The organism is Flavipsychrobacter sp., assembly GCA_041392855.1.
GTDB lineage: Bacteria > Bacteroidota > Bacteroidia > Chitinophagales > Chitinophagaceae > UBA5543.
In genome coordinates this window covers 2,844,776-2,861,943 of the sequence record JAWKLD010000001.1, presented here as the reverse complement: position 1 = coordinate 2,861,943, position 17,168 = coordinate 2,844,776, and the positions used below count along the sequence as shown (strand labels likewise).

Here is a 17,168-nt window from a genome sequence, read left to right as displayed (position 1 = left end):
AAACTAAATACAATCGGATATTATGAAAAAAATTACGCTACTACTAGGAATGTTAATGATTGCAGGCGCTTCATTTGCATGTGATGGTGATAAGAAATGTGATAAGAAAGCTTGCAAGCATAAGACAGAGTGCAAGAAAGGTGATAAAAAAGCTTGTTGCAAGAAAGGCGATTCAAAGAAAGCTTGTTGCAAGAAGGGTGCTAAGAAAGATGCATAATCTAACTTGACTATATTTTATACATAAGCGCTGCTTTTTAGTAGCGCTTATTTTATGCTTATTATTTTATTGACAATATCCTTATCATCAGCTCTTAGCCAAGTGATCTCAGGGTCTTTTTTAAACCAGGTCATCTGTCTTTTGGCATAGTTGCGAGAGTGTTGCTTTATCTTATCTATTGCTTCTTCCAGCGTACAGTTACCATCCATATGATCAAACAGTTCCTGATACCCTACTGTTTGTAAATTCTTTAAGGCCCTTTGGGGGTATAGCACTTTAGCTTCTTGCAACAGCCCCTCTTCCATCATTATGTCTACTCGCTTATTGATGCGTTCATATAACACTTCTCTTGGTAGCTCTAATCCTATTTTCACTATACGAAATGGTCGCTGCTTTCGATTACCGGTCTGGTAACTAATGATGCTCTCTCCTACTGTACGTATAAAGCTCAAGGCTCTTATCATCCTTACAGGGTTCTGTATCTCTCCTTGCTGATAAAATTCAGGGTCTTCTTCTTTTATAGCTTCCTGTAGGCCTTCTACTCCTTTTTGCTCATACAGCTCCGCCACTTCAGCTTTTATATGATCACTCACTTGCGGCATATCATCAATACCTTGGGTTAGTGCTTTTATATACAAACCTGTCCCTCCACATACTACAGCTGCATCAGACTTTTCAAATAGTTCTTCGAGATATTGTAGCCCCAGTTGCTCAAAGTCTGCGGTAGTAAGATGCTCCGTAATAGAATGACTATCAACAAAGTAGTGCGGCACTAATGCTCGCTCTTCTACAGTAGGCTTAGCTGTGCCAATGCTCATTTCTCTATAACATTGCCTGCTATCGGCCGATATGATGGAGGTGTGCAACTGCTGCGCCAGCGCGATAGCAATAGATGTTTTGCCTACAGCTGTAGGACCACAAATAACATATGCGGTATGTGAAACAGTTGTCAAAACAGGAGTAGATTAAGACTATTCGTCACCACCTTCACTACTAAACCCTTCTGAAAGTTGGGTTTCATCAAGATCGTATTTATCCTCTATCTCAGTTATTTTATCATTCTTCATACCCTTGATACCATATTGAGCAGGGGCAATACCCTCTTTTCTGAAGACATTAGGGTATGTTGCATTAGGATTGATCTCGTCCTTGATACCTATCAATACTATCTGGAAGGTCCAGGTTTTTTTAGCGCGGTATTCGTAAATAAACTTATGATCCGGCTTGGAAACAATAGCAGATACCGGTGTACGCATCATAGACAGCGCTTCTGCACCCTTTTTATTTACCAACACTTCTGAATCAAAGGCCAAGCCTCTATCCCATTTCTCATTACTCTCATAAAAAGTAGCGGGAAACTTACTATCAAACTCGAAAGCAACAGTGATTATCTTATGAAATTCTAAAAACGACTGACCCGTTTTCATCTCAATGTCTCTATATATTTGGTCATCGTCTTCCCAGTGAACTCTAAAACGAAGTAGTGGCATGATTAGTAGTAAGTTTCTTACTCGGTAAAAATAGTGATTATTTTATAGTGTAGCATTATATTACACATTACTGAAAAATAGCATTTATGTTATATATCTGATATGTACACCAGTTCTGACAAGCCGTGATAAATAATAATGTGAATTATTTTGTGAAAGTGTATTAAAGTGTTACCTTTGCCATCCCAAATTTGAGACCATGCCGAAGGTAAAGACTAATTCACGTGCTAAGAAAACTTTTAAAGTTACTGGTACAGGTAAGATACGCAGGTTCAAGGCAAACAAGAGCCACCTGTTAACTAAAAAGAGTAAAAAACGTAAGCGTCACTTACGTGGTTCAACTACTATCAACTCAACAAGTGAGAACTTGGTGAAACGTATGTTGTGCCTACGCTAATTATTATAATTTAATTACAAGAAATACTTAAGATATGCCACGTTCGGTAAATGCCGTTGCATCGCACGCAAGAAGAAAAAAGATACTAAAGCAAGCCAAAGGTTACTATGGCAAGCGTAAAAACGTATATACAGTAGCTAAGAACATCGTAGAGAAGGGTCTTACGTATAAGTATATCGGTCGTAAACTGAAGAAGCGTGACTACCGTGCTCTATGGATCGCACGTATTAATGCTGCAGTTCGTGAAGAGGGCATGAGCTACTCACAATTCATGGGTAAGCTAGGCGCTAAAGGTATCGAGCTTAACCGTAAGGTACTTGCTGATCTTGCTATGAACGAGCCTGCTAGCTTTAAGCAACTAGTTGCAGAAGTAAAGTAATTACGAAGCACAAAACATATTCAATAGCCGCTGTTTACACAACAGTGGCTATTTGTATTTTGCATAAAACCTGCTCAATGAAGTTTTTAGCACCCTTTTTCATACTCAGCTTTTTGCTCTACAGTTGCTCAACTACTGTAAAAAATGCTCCAAAGTTTCAGGAAGGAGATATACTTTTCCAAGACTTGGACTGTGGCGGACCCTGCAATGCTATAGAAGCCGTAACGGAAGGAGTAAATGGTTGGGATTTTTCTCATTGTGGTATTGTAGTAGAAAAAGAGGGACAGCTACAAGTAATAGAAGCATACGGAGCTGTACAGGCCGTACCTATAGATAGCTTTTTGCAACGATATGTAGACAGTGCAGGTAAGCCTAAAGTAGTTATCGGTAGACCGAAAGACCAAACCATTGCCACAAAAAGTGCCCAACTAGCATTCACCTATCTTGGCAAAGACTACGACCGTGTCTTTCAGCTAAACGATGATAAATACTATTGCTCAGAGTTAGTTTATGAATGTTTCAAAGCAGCTAATGATAACGAACCCTTCTTCCCGCTCAATGTTATGACCTTTAAAGCCCCTAATACGGACAGTATTATGAATGAATGGATGGAGTATTATGAGCCGTTAAACACAACGATACCAGAGGGAGAAATGGGTATTAATCCCGGAGCTATTTCAAGAAGCAATAAGTTAGAGATCATTTACCTGCACTAATTGGTATAATGCTCCTTAAAACTAAGTGCACTCTCTATTGTAGCCTTTTTCCCTTTCTCAAAAATACCATAGATAGTGCTTCCACTACCACTCATAGAAGCATAAATTGCCCCCTGTTCATACAGTTTTCGCTTTATCGTCGCCAGTTCAGGGTGTTGTGAAAATATGGCATCTTCAAAATCGTTTTGGATATGATCCTTCCATTTAGCCATAGGCAGGTAAGCCAATGTTCTTAAATCATATAAAGCGGCTCTTGGGGTTATCAGACTAAACGCCTGTCCTGTTGCAATATGTACTTCAGGGCATATAAGTTGGATACTGTAGCCCGACAGGTCTAGCAATGGCATTGGTTCTAAAAGCTCTCCTCTTCCTTTTGCATACTGTGGTGTATTGTATATAAAAAAGGGACAATCGCTTCCTAACTGTAAGGCAAACTCTGCCAGCAGGTCATCACTTAAACCTAATTTACAAAAGTCGTTAAGCAACTTTAAGGCAAATGCGCCATCAGCCGAGCCTCCACCCAGTCCAGCGCCCATAGGTAGGGCTTTTCTGAGGTAGATATCCAAACCCCTCACCTTAACAGGGAAACGCTCCTGAAGGAGCTGATAAGCCTTCCATACTAGATTATCTTCCTGCTCTCCTACAATATCAATACCGGTAACATGAAGTTGGGTATCGTAATCACTATTGACTACCTCTAAAGCATCATGATAACTTTTGATGGGATAAAAAACAGTTTCCAAGTCATGATAACCATCATTTCTCCTATTAGTGATGTATAAACCTATATTAATCTTACAATTTGGAAAGCAAAGCATAGTGCAATATAAATGAGCAAAACGGAAGCGTAAAATAATCCCTATTTTTGAGACCTCATTAGTATTATGAAAGAAATAATCAGCCTTAAGGATATTCGTAAAAGTTACTATCTGGGTAGACAAGAACTACCTGTACTTAAAGGTATCAACCTGAGTATAAAAGAAAACGAATATGTAGCACTTATGGGGCCGTCGGGTTCTGGCAAGTCTACACTAATGAATATTTTAGGTTGCTTAGACACAGCTACGGGCGGGCAATACATACTGAATGATAATGATGTAAGTAGAATGACTGACGACCAACTAGCTGATGTACGAAATGTAGAGATAGGCTTTGTCTTTCAACAATTCAACTTATTACCAAGACTAACCGCATGGGAAAACGTGGCACTTCCACTAATATATGCAAGAGTAGGCAAGCAGGAACGAGAGGAAAGAGCTAAAGCGATGCTGGAAAAAGTAGGGCTAGCTGACCGTGCAGGACATAAGCCCAATGAACTATCAGGTGGGCAGAGCCAACGTGTAGCCATAGCCAGAGCGCTGATCAACAACCCTTCTATAATACTAGCAGATGAGCCTACAGGAAATCTGGACTCTATAACCTCTGGTGAGATCATGGAGTTATTTAAAACCATACACGAGCAAGGCAATACTGTAATGCTTGTAACACACGAAGAAGACATTGCTGCACATACCAAACGTATCATACGTATAAAGGATGGCATCGTAGAGAAAGATGAACAAGTGGTACATACAATAAGCAACTAATAACAATGGCATTTAAGATATATACCAAAACAGGAGACAAAGGTAGCACCAGCCTTATAGGAGGCGTGCGCGTGCCTAAAAACCACATTAGAATTGAAGCCTACGGTACTGTAGACGAGCTAAACTCTTACGTAGGGATGGTAAGTGACGCAGCTAAAGATGCAACTATTAATGAATGGCTGCGAGAAATACAAGACCGCCTCTTTACTGTAGGCTCTGTATTGGCAACCAACCCCGACAAGGAGGTAAAAATGAAACTACCTGACGTACATACTGAAGACGTAACTTGGCTAGAAGGGCTTATTGACAAAATGAATGAAGAGCTACCAGAAATGCGTTCCTTCATCTTACCTGGCGGGCATATTGCCTCATCTACCTGTCATGTAGCTAGGTGCGTATGTCGTAGAGCTGAGCGTATATGTGTAGGCATGCAAGAAGTAGGAGAATTTATACCGGAACTTATTATTCAATATCTCAACCGTTTATCTGATTTCTTATTTGTATTAGCAAGATATATTGCTCACAACAACGGAGTAGCAGATGTACCTTGGAGAGCAAGAGTATAGTTTATGAATAAATATTGGTACTTATTATTTGCTGTTGTTTTAATGGCATCCTGCCAAGAAAGCAGCAATACCAAAAAGCTAAGCAAAGTAAAATGGCTGGTAGGAGATTGGCAAATGAAGATGGAAGAAGCCACCTTTTACGAATCTTGGCAAATAGCGGCCGACAATAGACTGGAAGGGAAAGGGCTATTGGTTAATATTAATGGAGATACACTATTTAACGAACAGTTAGCCATTGTCCTTAGAGACGATATACTCTATTACGAACCCATTGTAAGCAATCAAAACAATGGAGAACAAATAAGCTTCAAGGAAACCTTAATTCAGGATACTTTAATTCGTTTTGAGAATCCGCAACATGATTTCCCACAAGTTATTACTTACAGCCTTACCAAAGATCGTCAAATACATGCCTTTGTATCAGGCAAGCAAGAAGGGAAAGAGCACAGAAGTGACTTCTACTTTGAGCAAATAAAATAAGTTTTAATTCTTTTTTGCAGGCATAAACATCATTTCCAGCATTTTGTATAGCTCTGGATGGTGTGCTTTTAATTGAAAAGGACGTTCAAAAAAATACTCGGATACTACTGCGAAAAACTCTGCATTATTCGTAGCTGCATAAGGATTAATATCAGACCTACCCATCTTTATATTGTTTATTTCAGCTTGCATATACTGCATCCAAGGAATGACATATGGCTTCTCTAGTAAATATTGAGGTACGCCATCTGTTGCTCCATCAGCTTTATCAATTAAGTGTACAAACTCGTGTATAGCCGTATTATTGGCATCACGAGGCTCTGCAAAACCTGCTCTTAATGCTTTTTGAGACAGCAGCATTTGTCGCTGTAAAGAGCCACTGCCTACCATACCCAGCAAGTCTCTATAAGACCCATCAATATTAAAGTCTCCTTTGGTAAATGTATTTTCGAAGAGGAGCACTTCTGTAATATTATTGTACCGCCAATCAGGGAATGAGAAAATAGGAATTATAGCACTAGCACCAACCAATAATCTATCCAAATCGGTAACTCTTGTGTTACCTACACCGGTAATTACTGTTCTTGCCAAAAAGTCTTTAACTCTATTTCTAAATACTACTTGGTGCTTCTTATCTAGTAATCTGTAAAAAGACACCATATTCACAAGTAGCTCGTGCGCATTGCTAGGCAATTTATAGGCCTCTATTCTTTTCTTTTGCTTTCTGTTGCTAAGGTATATTGCTATTAGAATAATAGAAATAATACCTGCTAACACCAATAACCCCCACATTTGCTAAAGTTAGGACAAATAGACAATTTGCTTATTAACGAATCAATAACAAAAAAACCGTTAAAACACTATTAGTCATTACAATATAAATTTCTATGTTTACAATCCCCTTTTGAAACTAAAGAGCTAACACCTTAGCTATTATATATTATACGGACAACATATTTATCTTCAATAGATAGGCGGGCTCGAACCCGCACCTTTCATCATGGAAGCGGAAACGCATATAGGGATAAGCTTCCACATCATGCAAAAGACCTGCAATATTGCAGGTCTTCTTTTATTCTGTAGTAAAGTGATACTTACTTTTTCCTAAGCTTACCAATTATAAAGAGTAGCACAACTGATCCTAGTATAGCAATAGCCATACTCTTAATATTAAATCCGTCAACACCCCCAAAACCTAAGGTATTACCAATCCATCCACCTATCATTGCCCCTACTATACCTATTACAATGGTTATCACCCAACCTCCAGGATCTTTACCTGGGCTTATTGCTCTAGCTATTATACCAGCTATCAAACCAAATATTATCCATGCTATAAACCCCATAAATTAAATTATTGATTAATATAAATATAAGTATTTATCAATAAAAAAGCCTGTACTAAGTTAGTACAGGCTCCTATTATAAAATATAATTGTATTAATGTGCGTGTGCATGCTCATGGTCGTGATCATGTACGTGCTGCTGTTGTTGCTTCATAAACTCTTCTTCAGTAAGTTCTTCATCATTTACTTTGAACTTAGTGATCAATTCGTTGAAAAGTTTATCATAAAGCAAACGGCGGTAAGTTTCGTCCATCGTCTTTTCATCCTTAGTAGCCTTAGCCATATAATCGTCCAACCATGGAGTATCTTCTTCTGCAGCTTGCATTCCGAAGTAACCTAGTACTCTTGTTCTGATATCATCTTTCACTTCGTCTTCAGTCACGTTTATCTCTAGATCTTGTAACAGCTTATCTGAAATAAGGGTCCAACGTAGTTGATGATCGAACTTAGGGAATTCCAATTCTACTTCTTGTGCTGTTTTTGGTTTTTCACCACCTTCTCTCATCCAACGTTTCAAGAAGTCAACAGGCAAGTCCATTTCTGTTTTATGAACTAGTAATTCGTAGATATCGTTTTGTAACTGCTCATTGCTCATACGATCAAACTCCTTGCTTAATTCAGCACGAAGTGTGTTGCGGAAAGCAGTTTCATCAGCTATTTCAGAACTTGGGAATACTTTTTTGTACAACTCTTCACCCATCTCCATTGGTATCAACTGTGCCACTTTAGTAAGTGTCATCTTGTAATGATTATCTGCAGCAGCTTCGTCCAACTTCATCGAGTCTTTCAAGAATATTGGCAACTCCTCTTCAGTACATATCTCCTTTGGAGAGATGATGAACGTATCTTCAGGCTTTTTGCCCATGATCATATCCTGCAACTTTGCAGGTAACTTAGCCATTAGCTCAGTATCTTCTATTGCTTCTACACCTTCTACTAGATTACCTTCTGCATCACATTGCTCAAACTTGCTGTAGATGATGTTTTCTTTATCAAACACTTTTTCTTGAGGCTCCGATTGACCTAAACGACGTTGGATACGTACCAGTTCATCATCAAGCATTGTATCAGAAACAACAATTTTCTTACGAGTTAGCTTCTCCTTACCGTTGACAGCTTTAACATCAAACTCCGGCTTCAAACCTATTTCGAAAGAAAACTCAGTTTCGCTAGGGTTGTTCATATCCAACTGAAGTGGTGCAGCATCAGCCATAACCATCGGTTGAGCAAAAATGGCCAACTTCTCTTCTTGCATGTACTTTTCTATTTCAGTACCGGCAGCACGCATCACCTCTTCGTTAAATAAAGCAGGACCATACATTTTACGTACCATACCTGCAGGCACCATACCTTTTCTGAAACCAGGCATGTTTACACTCTTAGCATAATGCTTTAAAGACTTTTCAAAAGACGGCATGTAGTCCTCTTTCTCCAGCTTCACCACTACTTTATCATGTAGCAATCCAATGTTTTCTCTAGTTACCGTTGCCATAATTTATCAACAGATTTAATTTAAAAAAAGCCGATACAAGATCGGCTAATATAGTTATTTAACTGTGCGGGTGGAGGGACTCGAACCCCCAAGCTGTGAGGCACTAGATCCTAAGTCTAGCGTGTCTACCAATTTCACCACACCCGCAATAAGGACGGCAAAGGTAGGTAATTTTCTGAATTTGACAAGAGTTAAAAATATTTTTTTGCTTTTATACTACCCATGGTCTTTTGTCATGCGAATACCATATTTAGTCCCTCTATTATAGGCAGTAAAGAATTGTCATTATTTTCATGTTTGAAAACTAAATCCTTGCAAAATGATAAAAAGAGATACAAAAGCCAGCATACTAGTTGTAGAAGATGAGGAAAGCTTAAGAGAAGCCCTAAAGCTAAACCTTGAATTAGAAAACTATGAAGTAACCGTAGTGGATAATGGACCTGATGCGTTGAAAATGGTGAAAAATGAGTATTTCGATCTAATGATTTTAGATATCATGCTTCCAGACATGGATGGACTTACTGTTTGCGAAACTTTAAGAATGCAGCATAATGACGTACCTATCATGTTCCTTTCAGCAAGAAATACCGGTACTGATAAGGTAGAAGGCTTAAAAAAGGGTGGTGATGACTATATGACCAAACCTTTCAACCTTGAAGAGCTACTTCTAAGAACAGACCTGCTTATTAAAAAGAATCGTAAGATACAAGACCCGCATTCAGTATCTGATGTATATGAGTTTGGTAAGTGTAAAATCGACTTTGCTGCACATGAATGCGTAGATCTTAATGGGAACAAGCAAGAACTGAGCAAAAAAGAGGCTGCTTTACTCAAATTATTGGTAGAGCATGTAGGTGAAGTAGTAAGTAGAGAACATATATTACAGATAGTATGGGGCTATAACGTATACCCTACTACACGTACTATTGACAACTTTATACTCAATTTCAGAAAATACTTTGAAGAAGACAGCCGTAACCCTAAACACTTCCATTCGGTAAGGGGCATTGGATATAAGTTTACCGCATAGATTGTAGCTTTAAAACTTTTTAGTATTTTCATACCGAAATTTAACGTTTACAAATATCCACACATGCGTAAATATTTACTTGGGGCTGCAATGTTAATGGTTGTTGCAGTAGGTTGTAAGAAGGATAAAGGCCTTAAAAACGCTATAGTTATTGACTCTGGCGACATAGCTGTAGGTACTATACCCGGCAAGGATGGCTGCGGCTTCCTATTGCAACTGGAAGAAGACCCTAGTAAAAAATTACGCCCTACGAATATGCCGTCTAACTTCACGCACAATGGGTTGAAAGTGAAGATAAAGTACGACTCGAACGGTGAAGGTGAAATTTGTCAGATACAGGACAAATATGATTTCATTGAAATCATTCAACTAACTAAAATCGAACGTAATTTAGACTAGGTCTTTATTGCACTTCGTGAAAGCGAGTGTCCTTAATAAACTCTTCGTCGTCCAAAGTTTTCAAGAAAGCTAGTAGATCGCTGCGCTCCTGAGCCGTTAACTTTATACCATTTTGCAGAAGTGGGTCTAAGGATGGTGTGATATGTATTCCTGACTCATAATGATTCAATACAGCATCTAATGTAGCTAAACGCCCATCGTGCATATAAGGCTGGGAATAGCCCAAATTTCTTAATGAAGGTATCTTAAACTTGTACAGGTCTTCTACCTTCTGTGTTATTATTGCTCTACCACTATCCTCATTACTACCCGTACCTGATATTAAGCCATTATTCCTAAAAGAGAAGTCTGTAAACAATGGTTCTTTATGACAGCTGGCACAGTTTGCCTTGAACACATTATAACCATTTTGTTCTGCTCCTGTAAAGCTTACACCAGCTTCATTTCTCATTACTTTATCATACTTGGCTGTAGCCGATACCATCACTCCCATAAACTGAGCTATAGATTTAAATATCCTTTGAGAATTGATCAGATCAGTGCCCCAAGCGTCTTTAAACATTTTTCGATACTTACTATCCGCATTCAGCTTATCGATGATGTTTTGCAAGCTCTCATCCATCTCCACAGGGTTCTGTATAGGATTGATGGGTTGGCTTTCTATATGATTTACCCCGCCGTCCCAAAAGAAACTGGTACTCCAAGCTAAGTTGAATATTGTCGGTGAGTTTCTTTTACCTAGCAAGTCATCGATACCATGACTCAGATCGTGGTCTGCATGTGCATACGCAGCTCCTGACTGGTGGCAAGTGCCACAAGAAATCGTGTTATCTCTTGATAGGCGACCATCATAAAACAACTTACGGCCTAATTGAAAACGCTCTTGGGTAAGCGCATTATTCTCAAAATTGAAGAAGGGCTGCGGCCAGCCTTGTGGGATAACAAAGGTTACCGGCTCTTCTGTAGAAGTAGCTTTATTAAAATCAACATCTGGCTTACAAGCAGATAGCCCAGTTAGTATTAATAAAAAAACTATAATTCTCTTCATGTTGTAATCGATCTCGGTTAATACGATCCAATTTGTATATCAAGCAATAAGTCTATAAAATTACAGGAAAAAGGACATACTACCAGTCTAGATCCTTATCCTTAGATTGATCGTCTTGTTTATATTGTAGACGGCTTTTTGCCTTTTGAAGTTGACGGTTATATACCATTTCTGCAATTTCTTCTGTTGATATCATTCCTTTCATTGCATTATTTAACTTTTGCTCAGGTATATCCAACCGATACATCAATTGAAAAAAAGCTTCGGGGGTACGCTCTATGATATGCCCTATACGCATAGCCAGAAGTCCTATTATTTCTTCTTTGCTCACCTTATCGGCCAGGTCTATTTCCCAGTCTTGCTGTAATGCTTGGTTGATGTATTGTTGTTGCTCATCCATAAGGCAATAAAAAAGCCGTACAAATGCACGGCTTATCTTTTAGAATGTATTGATTGCTTTTAGCACAATGTTTTTCACCTCGTTTATTGGCACTCTTTCCTGTTCCATACTATCACGGTAGCGTATAGTTACCGTTTGATCCTCTATAGTTTGATGGTCTACCGTCACGCAGAATGGTGTACCTATGGCATCTTGTCTACGGTAACGTTTGCCTATCGCATCCTTCTGCTCATAGAAACAGTTGAAATGTGGGCGACATTCCGCCATTAACTCTTGTGCCAGCTCTGGCAAGCCATCTTTCTTTGTAAGTGGGAATACTGCCAACTTAACCGGCGCTAGATGTGGTGCAAAATGCAATACCACACGACTATCCTTCTTTTCCTCAGTGCTCAAGTCTTGCTCCTCATATACATCGCTTAATACCATTAGCACTGTACGATCCAAACCTATTGAGGTTTCTATAACATAAGGTACATAGTGCTTATTGATTTCTGTATCAAAATAAGTCAGTTTCTTCTTGCTATATTCCTGATGTTGGCTAAGATCAAAATCTGTACGGCTATGTACTCCTTCCACTTCTTTAAAACCCCATCCCGGGAAGTTGTATTCAATATCACAAGCCATATCAGCATAGTGCGCTAGTTTTATATGGTCGTGAAACTGATATTTCTCTTCAGCTATGCCTAGTGTTTTATGCCATTTTATACGTTCAGTTTTCCAGTAGTCATACCATTCTTTTTGTGTACCAGGCTGTACAAAAAACTGCATCTCCATCTGCTCAAACTCACGCATACGGAAAATAAAACCGCGTGCTACTATCTCGTTACGAAAAGCCTTTCCTATTTGTGCAATACCAAAAGGTATCTTCATCCTACCTGTCTTCTGTACGTTAAGGTAGTTAACAAATATACCTTGTGCTGTTTCAGGACGTAAATACACCATATCCGACTCCTCAGCTACCGAACCCATTTGTGTACCGAACATAAGGTTGAACTGACGAATGTCTGTCCAGTTGGCTGTACCACTCACCGCGCATTTTATCTTATGCTCTTCTATCATTTGCTTCAATCCCTGAAAGTCATCTGCCTCCAAAAGCTGCTCCATTTTTTGCACTAATGCTTTACCCTCTGCTTCATCCAATGTTTCTGCATAGCCTTCTATCAAATGATCAACACGATAACGCTTCTTGCTATCCTTGTTGTCTATCATAGGGTCGTTGAAGTTATCTAAGTGACCGCTTGCTTTCCACGTGGTTGGGTGCATAAATATAGCAGAGTCTATACCCACTATATTATCATGCATGCGCGTCATGCTATTCCACCAATAGTCTTTGATATTTCTCTTTAGCTCTGCACCATTCTGCCCATAATCATACACAGCCTGCAGGCCATCGTATATCTCACTAGATTGGAAAACAAAACCATATTCTTTACAATGTGCAATTATGTCTTGCAGCTTATTATCATTTGCCATAACGGTGGCAAAAATAGTGGTTTAGATGAATGCTACACAGAAAAACAGGAATTAAACCCACTCATTTGTCATTCTTTTCGTTGAAAGCATGGATAAGACACCAGAAATCACCCTTTCGTAGAACGAAAAAGGCATTTCGTAGGATGGCTGTTTTGCACCAGAATAAATCCATGTTACTTTATGATACTATAAACCCGACAACCTATAAACCCACACCTATCAACCCTAGAGCTGGAATCGTCCAGCCCCTATTAACCACAAAAAAGGCTCCATATATGGCGCCTTTTTTCTATTTTAAGAACATGAGATACTTATTCATACTGCTATTGCTAGTTTTATCGGCATGTGGGCAACACCAGCTGGAAGAACAAGCTATAGAAGAACTACTACACCAACAAGCGGCAGCATGGAATAGTGGAGACCTAGAGCAATATATGGAACTGGGCTATTGGCATAACGACAGCCTTGTTTTTATAGGCAGCCGCGGACCAACCTATGGTTTTGATGCCACACTGATCAACTACAAAAGATCTTATCCTACTAATGAAAAGATGGGGCAACTTCGTTTTAGCAATCTTAAATTCAAGCGACTGTCTTCTACTTACTATTTTGTAATAGGCAGTTGGGCACTTGCAAGAACTGATGGTGACCTGAATGGGCATTTCTCCTTACTCTTCAGAAAAATAAATGGCTCTTGGAAGATAGTAGCCGACCATAGCAGCTAAGAACTGTCATATTTGTTAAAATAAACATAACTAAACTGAACAGATGTATTATAACGTATATTTACGTTACACTAAACCTGTTTAAGATGAAAAAACTATTCTCCCTTTTCTTCACATTATCCTTCTTCCTTGCAATACACGCGCATGGGCAAGTAAGAAACATCAATTTAGAAGTTAAACTACTAACACCACAAAACAATGACATCCTCTACGTTACAAAACAATTTGACATTACTACCCAGATCAAAAACTTAGGCCCTGACACTATTACTACAAATGATACCGCAGCTTGGTATTTATCTTTCAACGGGGGGCAAATACAGTTTGGCAGCCCTCCAATGGATCATATAAACTACCCAACCCCAAACTTGCTACCTGGTGACTCTGCACAAGTAAGAATACAATTTACATTGAATCAAGGCTGGTCTACAGGAACATCTATAGTCTGCTCAAAAATGGAACTAAAAAATGCTACAGATAGCATTGTAGATAACGACACTACTAACAATACCAGTTGTGCCTCAACAGATGTTCGCGACCTATTATCGGTATCCAACCTGTCATCAACAATTAAGGATATATCTGTTTATCCTAACCCTGCAAGTGATGTCGTCAACTTTGACCTAATGCTCAGCAGTAAAACTGATGTATCTATCTGGATAACTGACATTACTGGGAAAGTGATCTTACATAGTCAACATAATGGACTAGCAGCCGGACAGCAAAAACTAAAGATATCCTTAGATGAATTGCCAACTGGCAATTATCTCTATAAGCTACAAACTAACAGTGGCATAAAGTATGGGAAGCTAGCAGTTGAGTAGAAAAACGATACTATAAAGGGGACATTAGTCCCCTTTATAGTACTATCCAATTGTGTGACTCACTATTTCATGTATCTTATTATCAAGCTGGTGGGCAGCCTCTTCTAGCATACGCAGTTTATCTTCATCGGCTTTATAGCCGTCTTCTTTAATAATATTGATGATACCCATAATAGACGTTAATGGTTGGCGTACTTCGTGCGACTGTACATGTGCTATTTTTTGGAATTTTGCATTCTTATCCTCTATTTCATCTATATGCTGCTGCAGTATTTTCTGACTAAGTTTAAGCTCCATGATATAAGTAGCTTGCCTAGCCAATACCTCTAGTGCCCTTTCTTGAAAATCATTCAATTCATTTGGCCTCACATCAAACAAACAAAGGTTACCCAACCTAATACTACCTTTTACTACAATTGGTGCCCCTGCATAAAAACGTACACTAGGCGGCTCATGCACTAAAGGATTATTATCAAACCTATTGTCTTTAGTTGCATCGTTTATAATTAACGTTCCTGTTTGGCTAATGGCGTATTGGCAAAAAGAGGTCTCTCTTGGCATAGCCTCAGGTAGTTCAAGACCACTCTTAGCTTTTACCCAATTGGCATCTTTATCTAAAAGCGTGATCAAAGCCACAGGAGTATTACCAATTTCTGAAGCTAGATCTACAATATTCTGAAACTCCTTAGTTTGGTCGAAATCAAGTTGTAAAAATCGATGAACCTCGTTTAATCTCTCTTGCTCTTGAGCGGCAGTAAGTGCTCCCATATACTATTATTTGGTGTAGTATTACAAAATACTACACGAGTAATACAAAACGCAAAGTTTTTTATCAACATCTATTAGCTTTGAAGCATGTTTGCTGGCTTTATAGACTACATACAACAACGTACAACTTTTACCCAAGAGGAATTAGATTATGTACAAAATCTATTGCCGTTAAAAACTTTTAAGCGGGGGGAATACCTTTTAAAAGAGGGTACAATTTCAGATGCTTTTTTCTTCAATGTTCAAGGATTTGTACGGCTGTTTTATAATGTAGAAGGTCAAGAGCATACTGCTTATTTCTACACCGAAGGAGACTTTGTGAGCGCTTATGAAAGTTATGTTCGTCAAACACCTACTACTTTAAACTTTCAGGCTATAGAAGACACTACTGTAGTGGTGATAAGTAGAACTAATGCCAACCTGCTGCTGCAACAATCGCCAAAATTTACTATGCTAGCCATAGCAGCTATGGAAGAAGAGATGATCGCCAATCAAAACATTATTGCTTCCTTACTTACCAGATCGCCCGAAGAGCGTTACAAAAAGCTACTTAGCGATCATCAAGATTATTTTCAACGCATACCACAACATTACATAGCTTCCTTTATTGGAGTACAGCCAGAGTCGTTAAGTAGAATAAAGAAAAGATATTCAGAAGGTCAAAAATCATAACCCAAGTCAATGGAAGGAGGTACGGTTAGAAATAATTTTGTGTCAAAATTTATCTAATGAAACATACGTATCTCTTATTGGCTATGCTTGGTTTTATAGCCCCCAATATTTTAGTAACAATGGTATCTGTAGAAACAGGGAATATACTCTTATGGCTACACCCTATGGAAACCATCAGTAATATGTTTGCCAATAAAATAGCCAGTGCTTTTGTCATAGACCTCTTATTTGTGGTAATAGTGTTTATGCTTTGGAGTTTTCAAGAGGCTAGGAAATACAAGATCAAGAACATCGGCTTTATTTGGCTGCTTGCATTCTTATTTGGCTTGGCAGGCACACTACCTCTATTCCTATACCTAAAAGAAAAAAAAGTGCAGAATTAGTTGATAGCTTTCAGGCAACTTGATGTAAATGTTTTTAGACTAGTACTATCAAGCAATTGATTACTTTCTAGTTAATATTTTTTGGCATATGTTTTGTGCCTATTCAAAATCACAGAACACCTCATCTATGAAATATTATCTCTATCTAGTTACCATTATTGTTATTTCTATAACAAACTACTCCTGTAACGATATTTGTACCAAACGTGTGGACTGTCATGCTTTCGATGGCACACTTCTTTATAGCTGGTTCCCCTACAATGAAAAAGATAAAACCTTTTACTTCTCTGATGGTAATGATACAGATACCCTGATTATAGATGAGATCGATAACTCTACTGCCTACAAGCTAGAGTACAACTCAAGATATGGAGAAGAAAAACATTGTGATATCAAAGGCAACATAAAATCCTTAGCTGCTCCAAAATTTAATGGCGGCATACCTCTTGACATCACACATTACGAAAGTGATGTAGACCTAATGGGGTTTGAATATCTCGAAATATCATTCAAAAAATCTAGATTCTATTTATGGCCCGAAGACGGAGGATTCAAAAAAGCAGCCACTACAAGTGGGTTTAGCAAAGAGCATAGCTTAACCTCTTTTGATGTTATCAACCTAAACAACAAAACCTATAACAATGTTATTCTTGTTACCTTAGTACAAGGAAGCACTACTACATACAACATAGATAAAGTGTATATAGCTAAAGGGCAAGGCGTCATCGGCTATCGTACCTATCCAGACCAAAAAGAATACTGGCTACAATAAACCAA

At 38.6% G+C, this 17,168-nt stretch carries 24 protein-coding genes and 1 tRNA gene; 14 read left to right on the top strand and 11 right to left on the bottom strand.

Going from position 1 to position 17,168, the window contains the following annotated elements:
- The first annotated feature begins 22 nt into the window (after positions 1 to 22).
- Positions 23 to 217, top strand: coding sequence for a hypothetical protein (locus tag R2800_13195; GenBank protein ID MEZ5018007.1), 195 nt, complete (start codon positions 23 to 25; stop codon positions 215 to 217).
- 47 nt (positions 218 to 264) lie between these two features.
- On the opposite strand, the gene miaA is transcribed toward R2800_13195, so the two are convergent.
- Positions 265 to 1,170: a tRNA (adenosine(37)-N6)-dimethylallyltransferase MiaA gene (gene miaA, locus R2800_13190; GenBank protein ID MEZ5018006.1), complete on the bottom strand. Its 906-nt coding sequence runs from the start codon at positions 1,168 to 1,170 to the stop codon at positions 265 to 267.
- 18 nt (positions 1,171 to 1,188) lie between these two features.
- The gene (locus tag R2800_13185; protein MEZ5018005.1) at positions 1,189 to 1,707 is read right to left on the bottom strand and encodes a hypothetical protein; all 519 of its coding nucleotides are present in this window, start codon (positions 1,705 to 1,707) and stop codon (positions 1,189 to 1,191) included.
- Positions 1,708 to 1,906: 199 nt separating this feature from the next.
- Between R2800_13185 and rpmI the strand changes: the two genes are divergently transcribed.
- The 3 genes from rpmI (at position 1,907) to R2800_13170 (ending at position 3,199) form a co-directional block, all read left to right on the top strand.
- The gene (gene rpmI / locus R2800_13180) at positions 1,907 to 2,104 is read left to right on the top strand and encodes a 50S ribosomal protein L35 (protein ID MEZ5018004.1); all 198 of its coding nucleotides are present in this window, start codon (positions 1,907 to 1,909) and stop codon (positions 2,102 to 2,104) included.
- A gap of 34 nt (positions 2,105 to 2,138) precedes the next feature.
- Positions 2,139 to 2,483: a 50S ribosomal protein L20 gene (gene rplT, locus R2800_13175; GenBank protein MEZ5018003.1), complete on the top strand. Its 345-nt coding sequence runs from the start codon at positions 2,139 to 2,141 to the stop codon at positions 2,481 to 2,483.
- 77 nt (positions 2,484 to 2,560) lie between these two features.
- Entirely contained in the window at positions 2,561 to 3,199 is a 639-nt protein-coding gene (locus tag R2800_13170; protein MEZ5018002.1) for a YiiX/YebB-like N1pC/P60 family cysteine hydrolase, read from the top strand.
- Here the strand turns inward: R2800_13170 and ispE are convergent.
- Positions 3,196 to 4,017: a 4-(cytidine 5'-diphospho)-2-C-methyl-D-erythritol kinase gene (gene ispE / locus R2800_13165; protein ID MEZ5018001.1), complete on the bottom strand. Its 822-nt coding sequence runs from the start codon at positions 4,015 to 4,017 to the stop codon at positions 3,196 to 3,198. The two genes, R2800_13170 and ispE, sit on opposite strands and share 4 nt — an antisense overlap.
- 66 nt (positions 4,018 to 4,083) lie before the next feature.
- Here ispE and R2800_13160 point away from each other — a divergent pair, with 66 nt between their 5' ends.
- Genes R2800_13160 through R2800_13150 form a run of 3 tightly spaced genes read left to right on the top strand, consistent with a single transcriptional unit; the run spans position 4,084 to position 5,831 of the window.
- Entirely contained in the window at positions 4,084 to 4,785 is a 702-nt protein-coding gene (locus tag R2800_13160) for an ABC transporter ATP-binding protein (GenBank protein ID MEZ5018000.1), read from the top strand.
- A 5-nt stretch (positions 4,786 to 4,790) separates the two neighbouring features.
- Positions 4,791 to 5,351, top strand: a complete 561-nt coding sequence (locus tag R2800_13155) for a cob(I)yrinic acid a,c-diamide adenosyltransferase (protein ID MEZ5017999.1) — start codon at positions 4,791 to 4,793, stop codon at positions 5,349 to 5,351.
- Between the two features lie 3 nt (positions 5,352 to 5,354).
- Entirely contained in the window at positions 5,355 to 5,831 is a 477-nt protein-coding gene (locus R2800_13150) for a DUF6265 family protein (protein ID MEZ5017998.1), read from the top strand.
- Positions 5,832 to 5,834: 3 nt separating this feature from the next.
- Here the strand turns inward: R2800_13150 and R2800_13145 are convergent, their stop codons facing one another.
- The 4 genes from R2800_13145 to R2800_13130 form a co-directional block, all read right to left on the bottom strand.
- The gene (locus tag R2800_13145; protein MEZ5017997.1) at positions 5,835 to 6,623 is read right to left on the bottom strand and encodes a zinc-dependent peptidase; all 789 of its coding nucleotides are present in this window, start codon (positions 6,621 to 6,623) and stop codon (positions 5,835 to 5,837) included.
- Between the two features lie 302 nt (positions 6,624 to 6,925).
- Positions 6,926 to 7,177 carry a GlsB/YeaQ/YmgE family stress response membrane protein gene (locus R2800_13140; protein MEZ5017996.1) on the bottom strand — a complete coding sequence of 84 codons (252 nt, stop codon included), beginning with the start codon at positions 7,175 to 7,177 and terminating at the stop codon, positions 6,926 to 6,928.
- A 94-nt stretch (positions 7,178 to 7,271) separates the two neighbouring features.
- Positions 7,272 to 8,669, bottom strand: coding sequence for a trigger factor (locus R2800_13135; GenBank protein MEZ5017995.1), 1,398 nt, complete (start codon positions 8,667 to 8,669; stop codon positions 7,272 to 7,274).
- A 65-nt stretch (positions 8,670 to 8,734) separates the two neighbouring features.
- A tRNA-Leu gene (locus tag R2800_13130) sits at positions 8,735 to 8,816 on the bottom strand.
- A 172-nt stretch (positions 8,817 to 8,988) separates the two neighbouring features.
- Here R2800_13130 and R2800_13125 point away from each other — a divergent pair.
- Together R2800_13125 and R2800_13120 are read left to right on the top strand one after the other, a co-directional pair.
- On the top strand, positions 8,989 to 9,699 hold the full coding sequence (locus R2800_13125) for a response regulator transcription factor (protein ID MEZ5017994.1): 711 nt from the start codon (positions 8,989 to 8,991) through the stop codon (positions 9,697 to 9,699).
- Between the two features lie 63 nt (positions 9,700 to 9,762).
- Positions 9,763 to 10,098: a hypothetical protein gene (locus R2800_13120; GenBank protein ID MEZ5017993.1), complete on the top strand. Its 336-nt coding sequence runs from the start codon at positions 9,763 to 9,765 to the stop codon at positions 10,096 to 10,098.
- Positions 10,099 to 10,102: 4 nt separating this feature from the next.
- On the opposite strand, the gene R2800_13115 is transcribed toward R2800_13120, so the two are convergent.
- The 3 genes from R2800_13115 to R2800_13105 form a co-directional block, all read right to left on the bottom strand.
- Positions 10,103 to 11,146: a cytochrome c peroxidase gene (locus tag R2800_13115; protein ID MEZ5017992.1), complete on the bottom strand. Its 1,044-nt coding sequence runs from the start codon at positions 11,144 to 11,146 to the stop codon at positions 10,103 to 10,105.
- A gap of 79 nt (positions 11,147 to 11,225) precedes the next feature.
- A complete protein-coding gene (locus tag R2800_13110) occupies positions 11,226 to 11,546 on the bottom strand; it encodes a hypothetical protein (GenBank protein ID MEZ5017991.1) in 321 nt (106 codons plus the stop codon).
- A gap of 39 nt (positions 11,547 to 11,585) precedes the next feature.
- A complete protein-coding gene (locus R2800_13105; protein ID MEZ5017990.1) occupies positions 11,586 to 13,019 on the bottom strand; it encodes a glycine--tRNA ligase in 1,434 nt (477 codons plus the stop codon).
- A 302-nt stretch (positions 13,020 to 13,321) separates the two neighbouring features.
- Between R2800_13105 and R2800_13100 the strand changes: the two genes are divergently transcribed.
- Both R2800_13100 and R2800_13095 read left to right on the top strand, forming a co-directional pair.
- On the top strand, positions 13,322 to 13,744 hold the full coding sequence (locus R2800_13100) for a nuclear transport factor 2 family protein (protein ID MEZ5017989.1): 423 nt from the start codon (positions 13,322 to 13,324) through the stop codon (positions 13,742 to 13,744).
- A gap of 86 nt (positions 13,745 to 13,830) precedes the next feature.
- On the top strand, positions 13,831 to 14,568 hold the full coding sequence (locus tag R2800_13095; protein ID MEZ5017988.1) for a T9SS type A sorting domain-containing protein: 738 nt from the start codon (positions 13,831 to 13,833) through the stop codon (positions 14,566 to 14,568).
- Between the two features lie 42 nt (positions 14,569 to 14,610).
- Here the strand turns inward: R2800_13095 and R2800_13090 are convergent, their stop codons facing one another.
- Positions 14,611 to 15,336 (bottom strand): GAF domain-containing protein, encoded by a 726-nt coding sequence (locus R2800_13090; protein ID MEZ5017987.1) that lies wholly within the window; start codon positions 15,334 to 15,336, stop codon positions 14,611 to 14,613.
- 87 nt (positions 15,337 to 15,423) lie between these two features.
- On the opposite strand from R2800_13090, the gene R2800_13085 reads away from it, so the two are divergent.
- From R2800_13085 to R2800_13075, 3 genes are all read left to right on the top strand, one after another.
- On the top strand, positions 15,424 to 16,008 hold the full coding sequence (locus tag R2800_13085; protein ID MEZ5017986.1) for a Crp/Fnr family transcriptional regulator: 585 nt from the start codon (positions 15,424 to 15,426) through the stop codon (positions 16,006 to 16,008).
- A gap of 56 nt (positions 16,009 to 16,064) precedes the next feature.
- Positions 16,065 to 16,391 carry a DUF2834 domain-containing protein gene (locus tag R2800_13080; protein ID MEZ5017985.1) on the top strand — a complete coding sequence of 109 codons (327 nt, stop codon included), beginning with the start codon at positions 16,065 to 16,067 and terminating at the stop codon, positions 16,389 to 16,391.
- A 127-nt stretch (positions 16,392 to 16,518) separates the two neighbouring features.
- The gene (locus R2800_13075; protein ID MEZ5017984.1) at positions 16,519 to 17,163 is read left to right on the top strand and encodes a hypothetical protein; all 645 of its coding nucleotides are present in this window, start codon (positions 16,519 to 16,521) and stop codon (positions 17,161 to 17,163) included.
- The last annotated feature ends 5 nt before the right edge of the window (positions 17,164 to 17,168 follow it).

Coding starts and splice junctions, on each gene's coding strand:
- R2800_13195 (MEZ5018007.1), top strand. CDS start 23: ATGAAAAAAATTACGCTACTACTAGGAATGTTAATGATTGCAGGCGCT.
- rpmI (MEZ5018004.1), top strand. CDS start 1,907: ATGCCGAAGGTAAAGACTAATTCACGTGCTAAGAAAACTTTTAAAGTT.
- R2800_13075 (MEZ5017984.1), top strand. CDS start 16,519: ATGAAATATTATCTCTATCTAGTTACCATTATTGTTATTTCTATAACA.
- R2800_13105 (MEZ5017990.1), bottom strand. CDS start 13,019: ATGGCAAATGATAATAAGCTGCAAGACATAATTGCACATTGTAAAGAA.
- R2800_13080 (MEZ5017985.1), top strand. CDS start 16,065: ATGAAACATACGTATCTCTTATTGGCTATGCTTGGTTTTATAGCCCCC.
- R2800_13115 (MEZ5017992.1), bottom strand. CDS start 11,146: ATGAAGAGAATTATAGTTTTTTTATTAATACTAACTGGGCTATCTGCT.
- R2800_13145 (MEZ5017997.1), bottom strand. CDS start 6,623: ATGTGGGGGTTATTGGTGTTAGCAGGTATTATTTCTATTATTCTAATA.
- R2800_13155 (MEZ5017999.1), top strand. CDS start 4,791: ATGGCATTTAAGATATATACCAAAACAGGAGACAAAGGTAGCACCAGC.
- rplT (MEZ5018003.1), top strand. CDS start 2,139: ATGCCACGTTCGGTAAATGCCGTTGCATCGCACGCAAGAAGAAAAAAG.
- R2800_13150 (MEZ5017998.1), top strand. CDS start 5,355: ATGAATAAATATTGGTACTTATTATTTGCTGTTGTTTTAATGGCATCC.
- R2800_13125 (MEZ5017994.1), top strand. CDS start 8,989: ATGATAAAAAGAGATACAAAAGCCAGCATACTAGTTGTAGAAGATGAG.
- R2800_13100 (MEZ5017989.1), top strand. CDS start 13,322: ATGAGATACTTATTCATACTGCTATTGCTAGTTTTATCGGCATGTGGG.
- R2800_13185 (MEZ5018005.1), bottom strand. CDS start 1,707: ATGCCACTACTTCGTTTTAGAGTTCACTGGGAAGACGATGACCAAATA.
- R2800_13120 (MEZ5017993.1), top strand. CDS start 9,763: ATGCGTAAATATTTACTTGGGGCTGCAATGTTAATGGTTGTTGCAGTA.
- R2800_13140 (MEZ5017996.1), bottom strand. CDS start 7,177: ATGGGGTTTATAGCATGGATAATATTTGGTTTGATAGCTGGTATAATA.
- ispE (MEZ5018001.1), bottom strand. CDS start 4,017: ATGCTTTGCTTTCCAAATTGTAAGATTAATATAGGTTTATACATCACT.
- R2800_13160 (MEZ5018000.1), top strand. CDS start 4,084: ATGAAAGAAATAATCAGCCTTAAGGATATTCGTAAAAGTTACTATCTG.
- R2800_13135 (MEZ5017995.1), bottom strand. CDS start 8,669: ATGGCAACGGTAACTAGAGAAAACATTGGATTGCTACATGATAAAGTA.
- R2800_13170 (MEZ5018002.1), top strand. CDS start 2,561: ATGAAGTTTTTAGCACCCTTTTTCATACTCAGCTTTTTGCTCTACAGT.
- R2800_13085 (MEZ5017986.1), top strand. CDS start 15,424: ATGTTTGCTGGCTTTATAGACTACATACAACAACGTACAACTTTTACC.
- R2800_13095 (MEZ5017988.1), top strand. CDS start 13,831: ATGAAAAAACTATTCTCCCTTTTCTTCACATTATCCTTCTTCCTTGCA.
- R2800_13090 (MEZ5017987.1), bottom strand. CDS start 15,336: ATGGGAGCACTTACTGCCGCTCAAGAGCAAGAGAGATTAAACGAGGTT.
- R2800_13110 (MEZ5017991.1), bottom strand. CDS start 11,546: ATGGATGAGCAACAACAATACATCAACCAAGCATTACAGCAAGACTGG.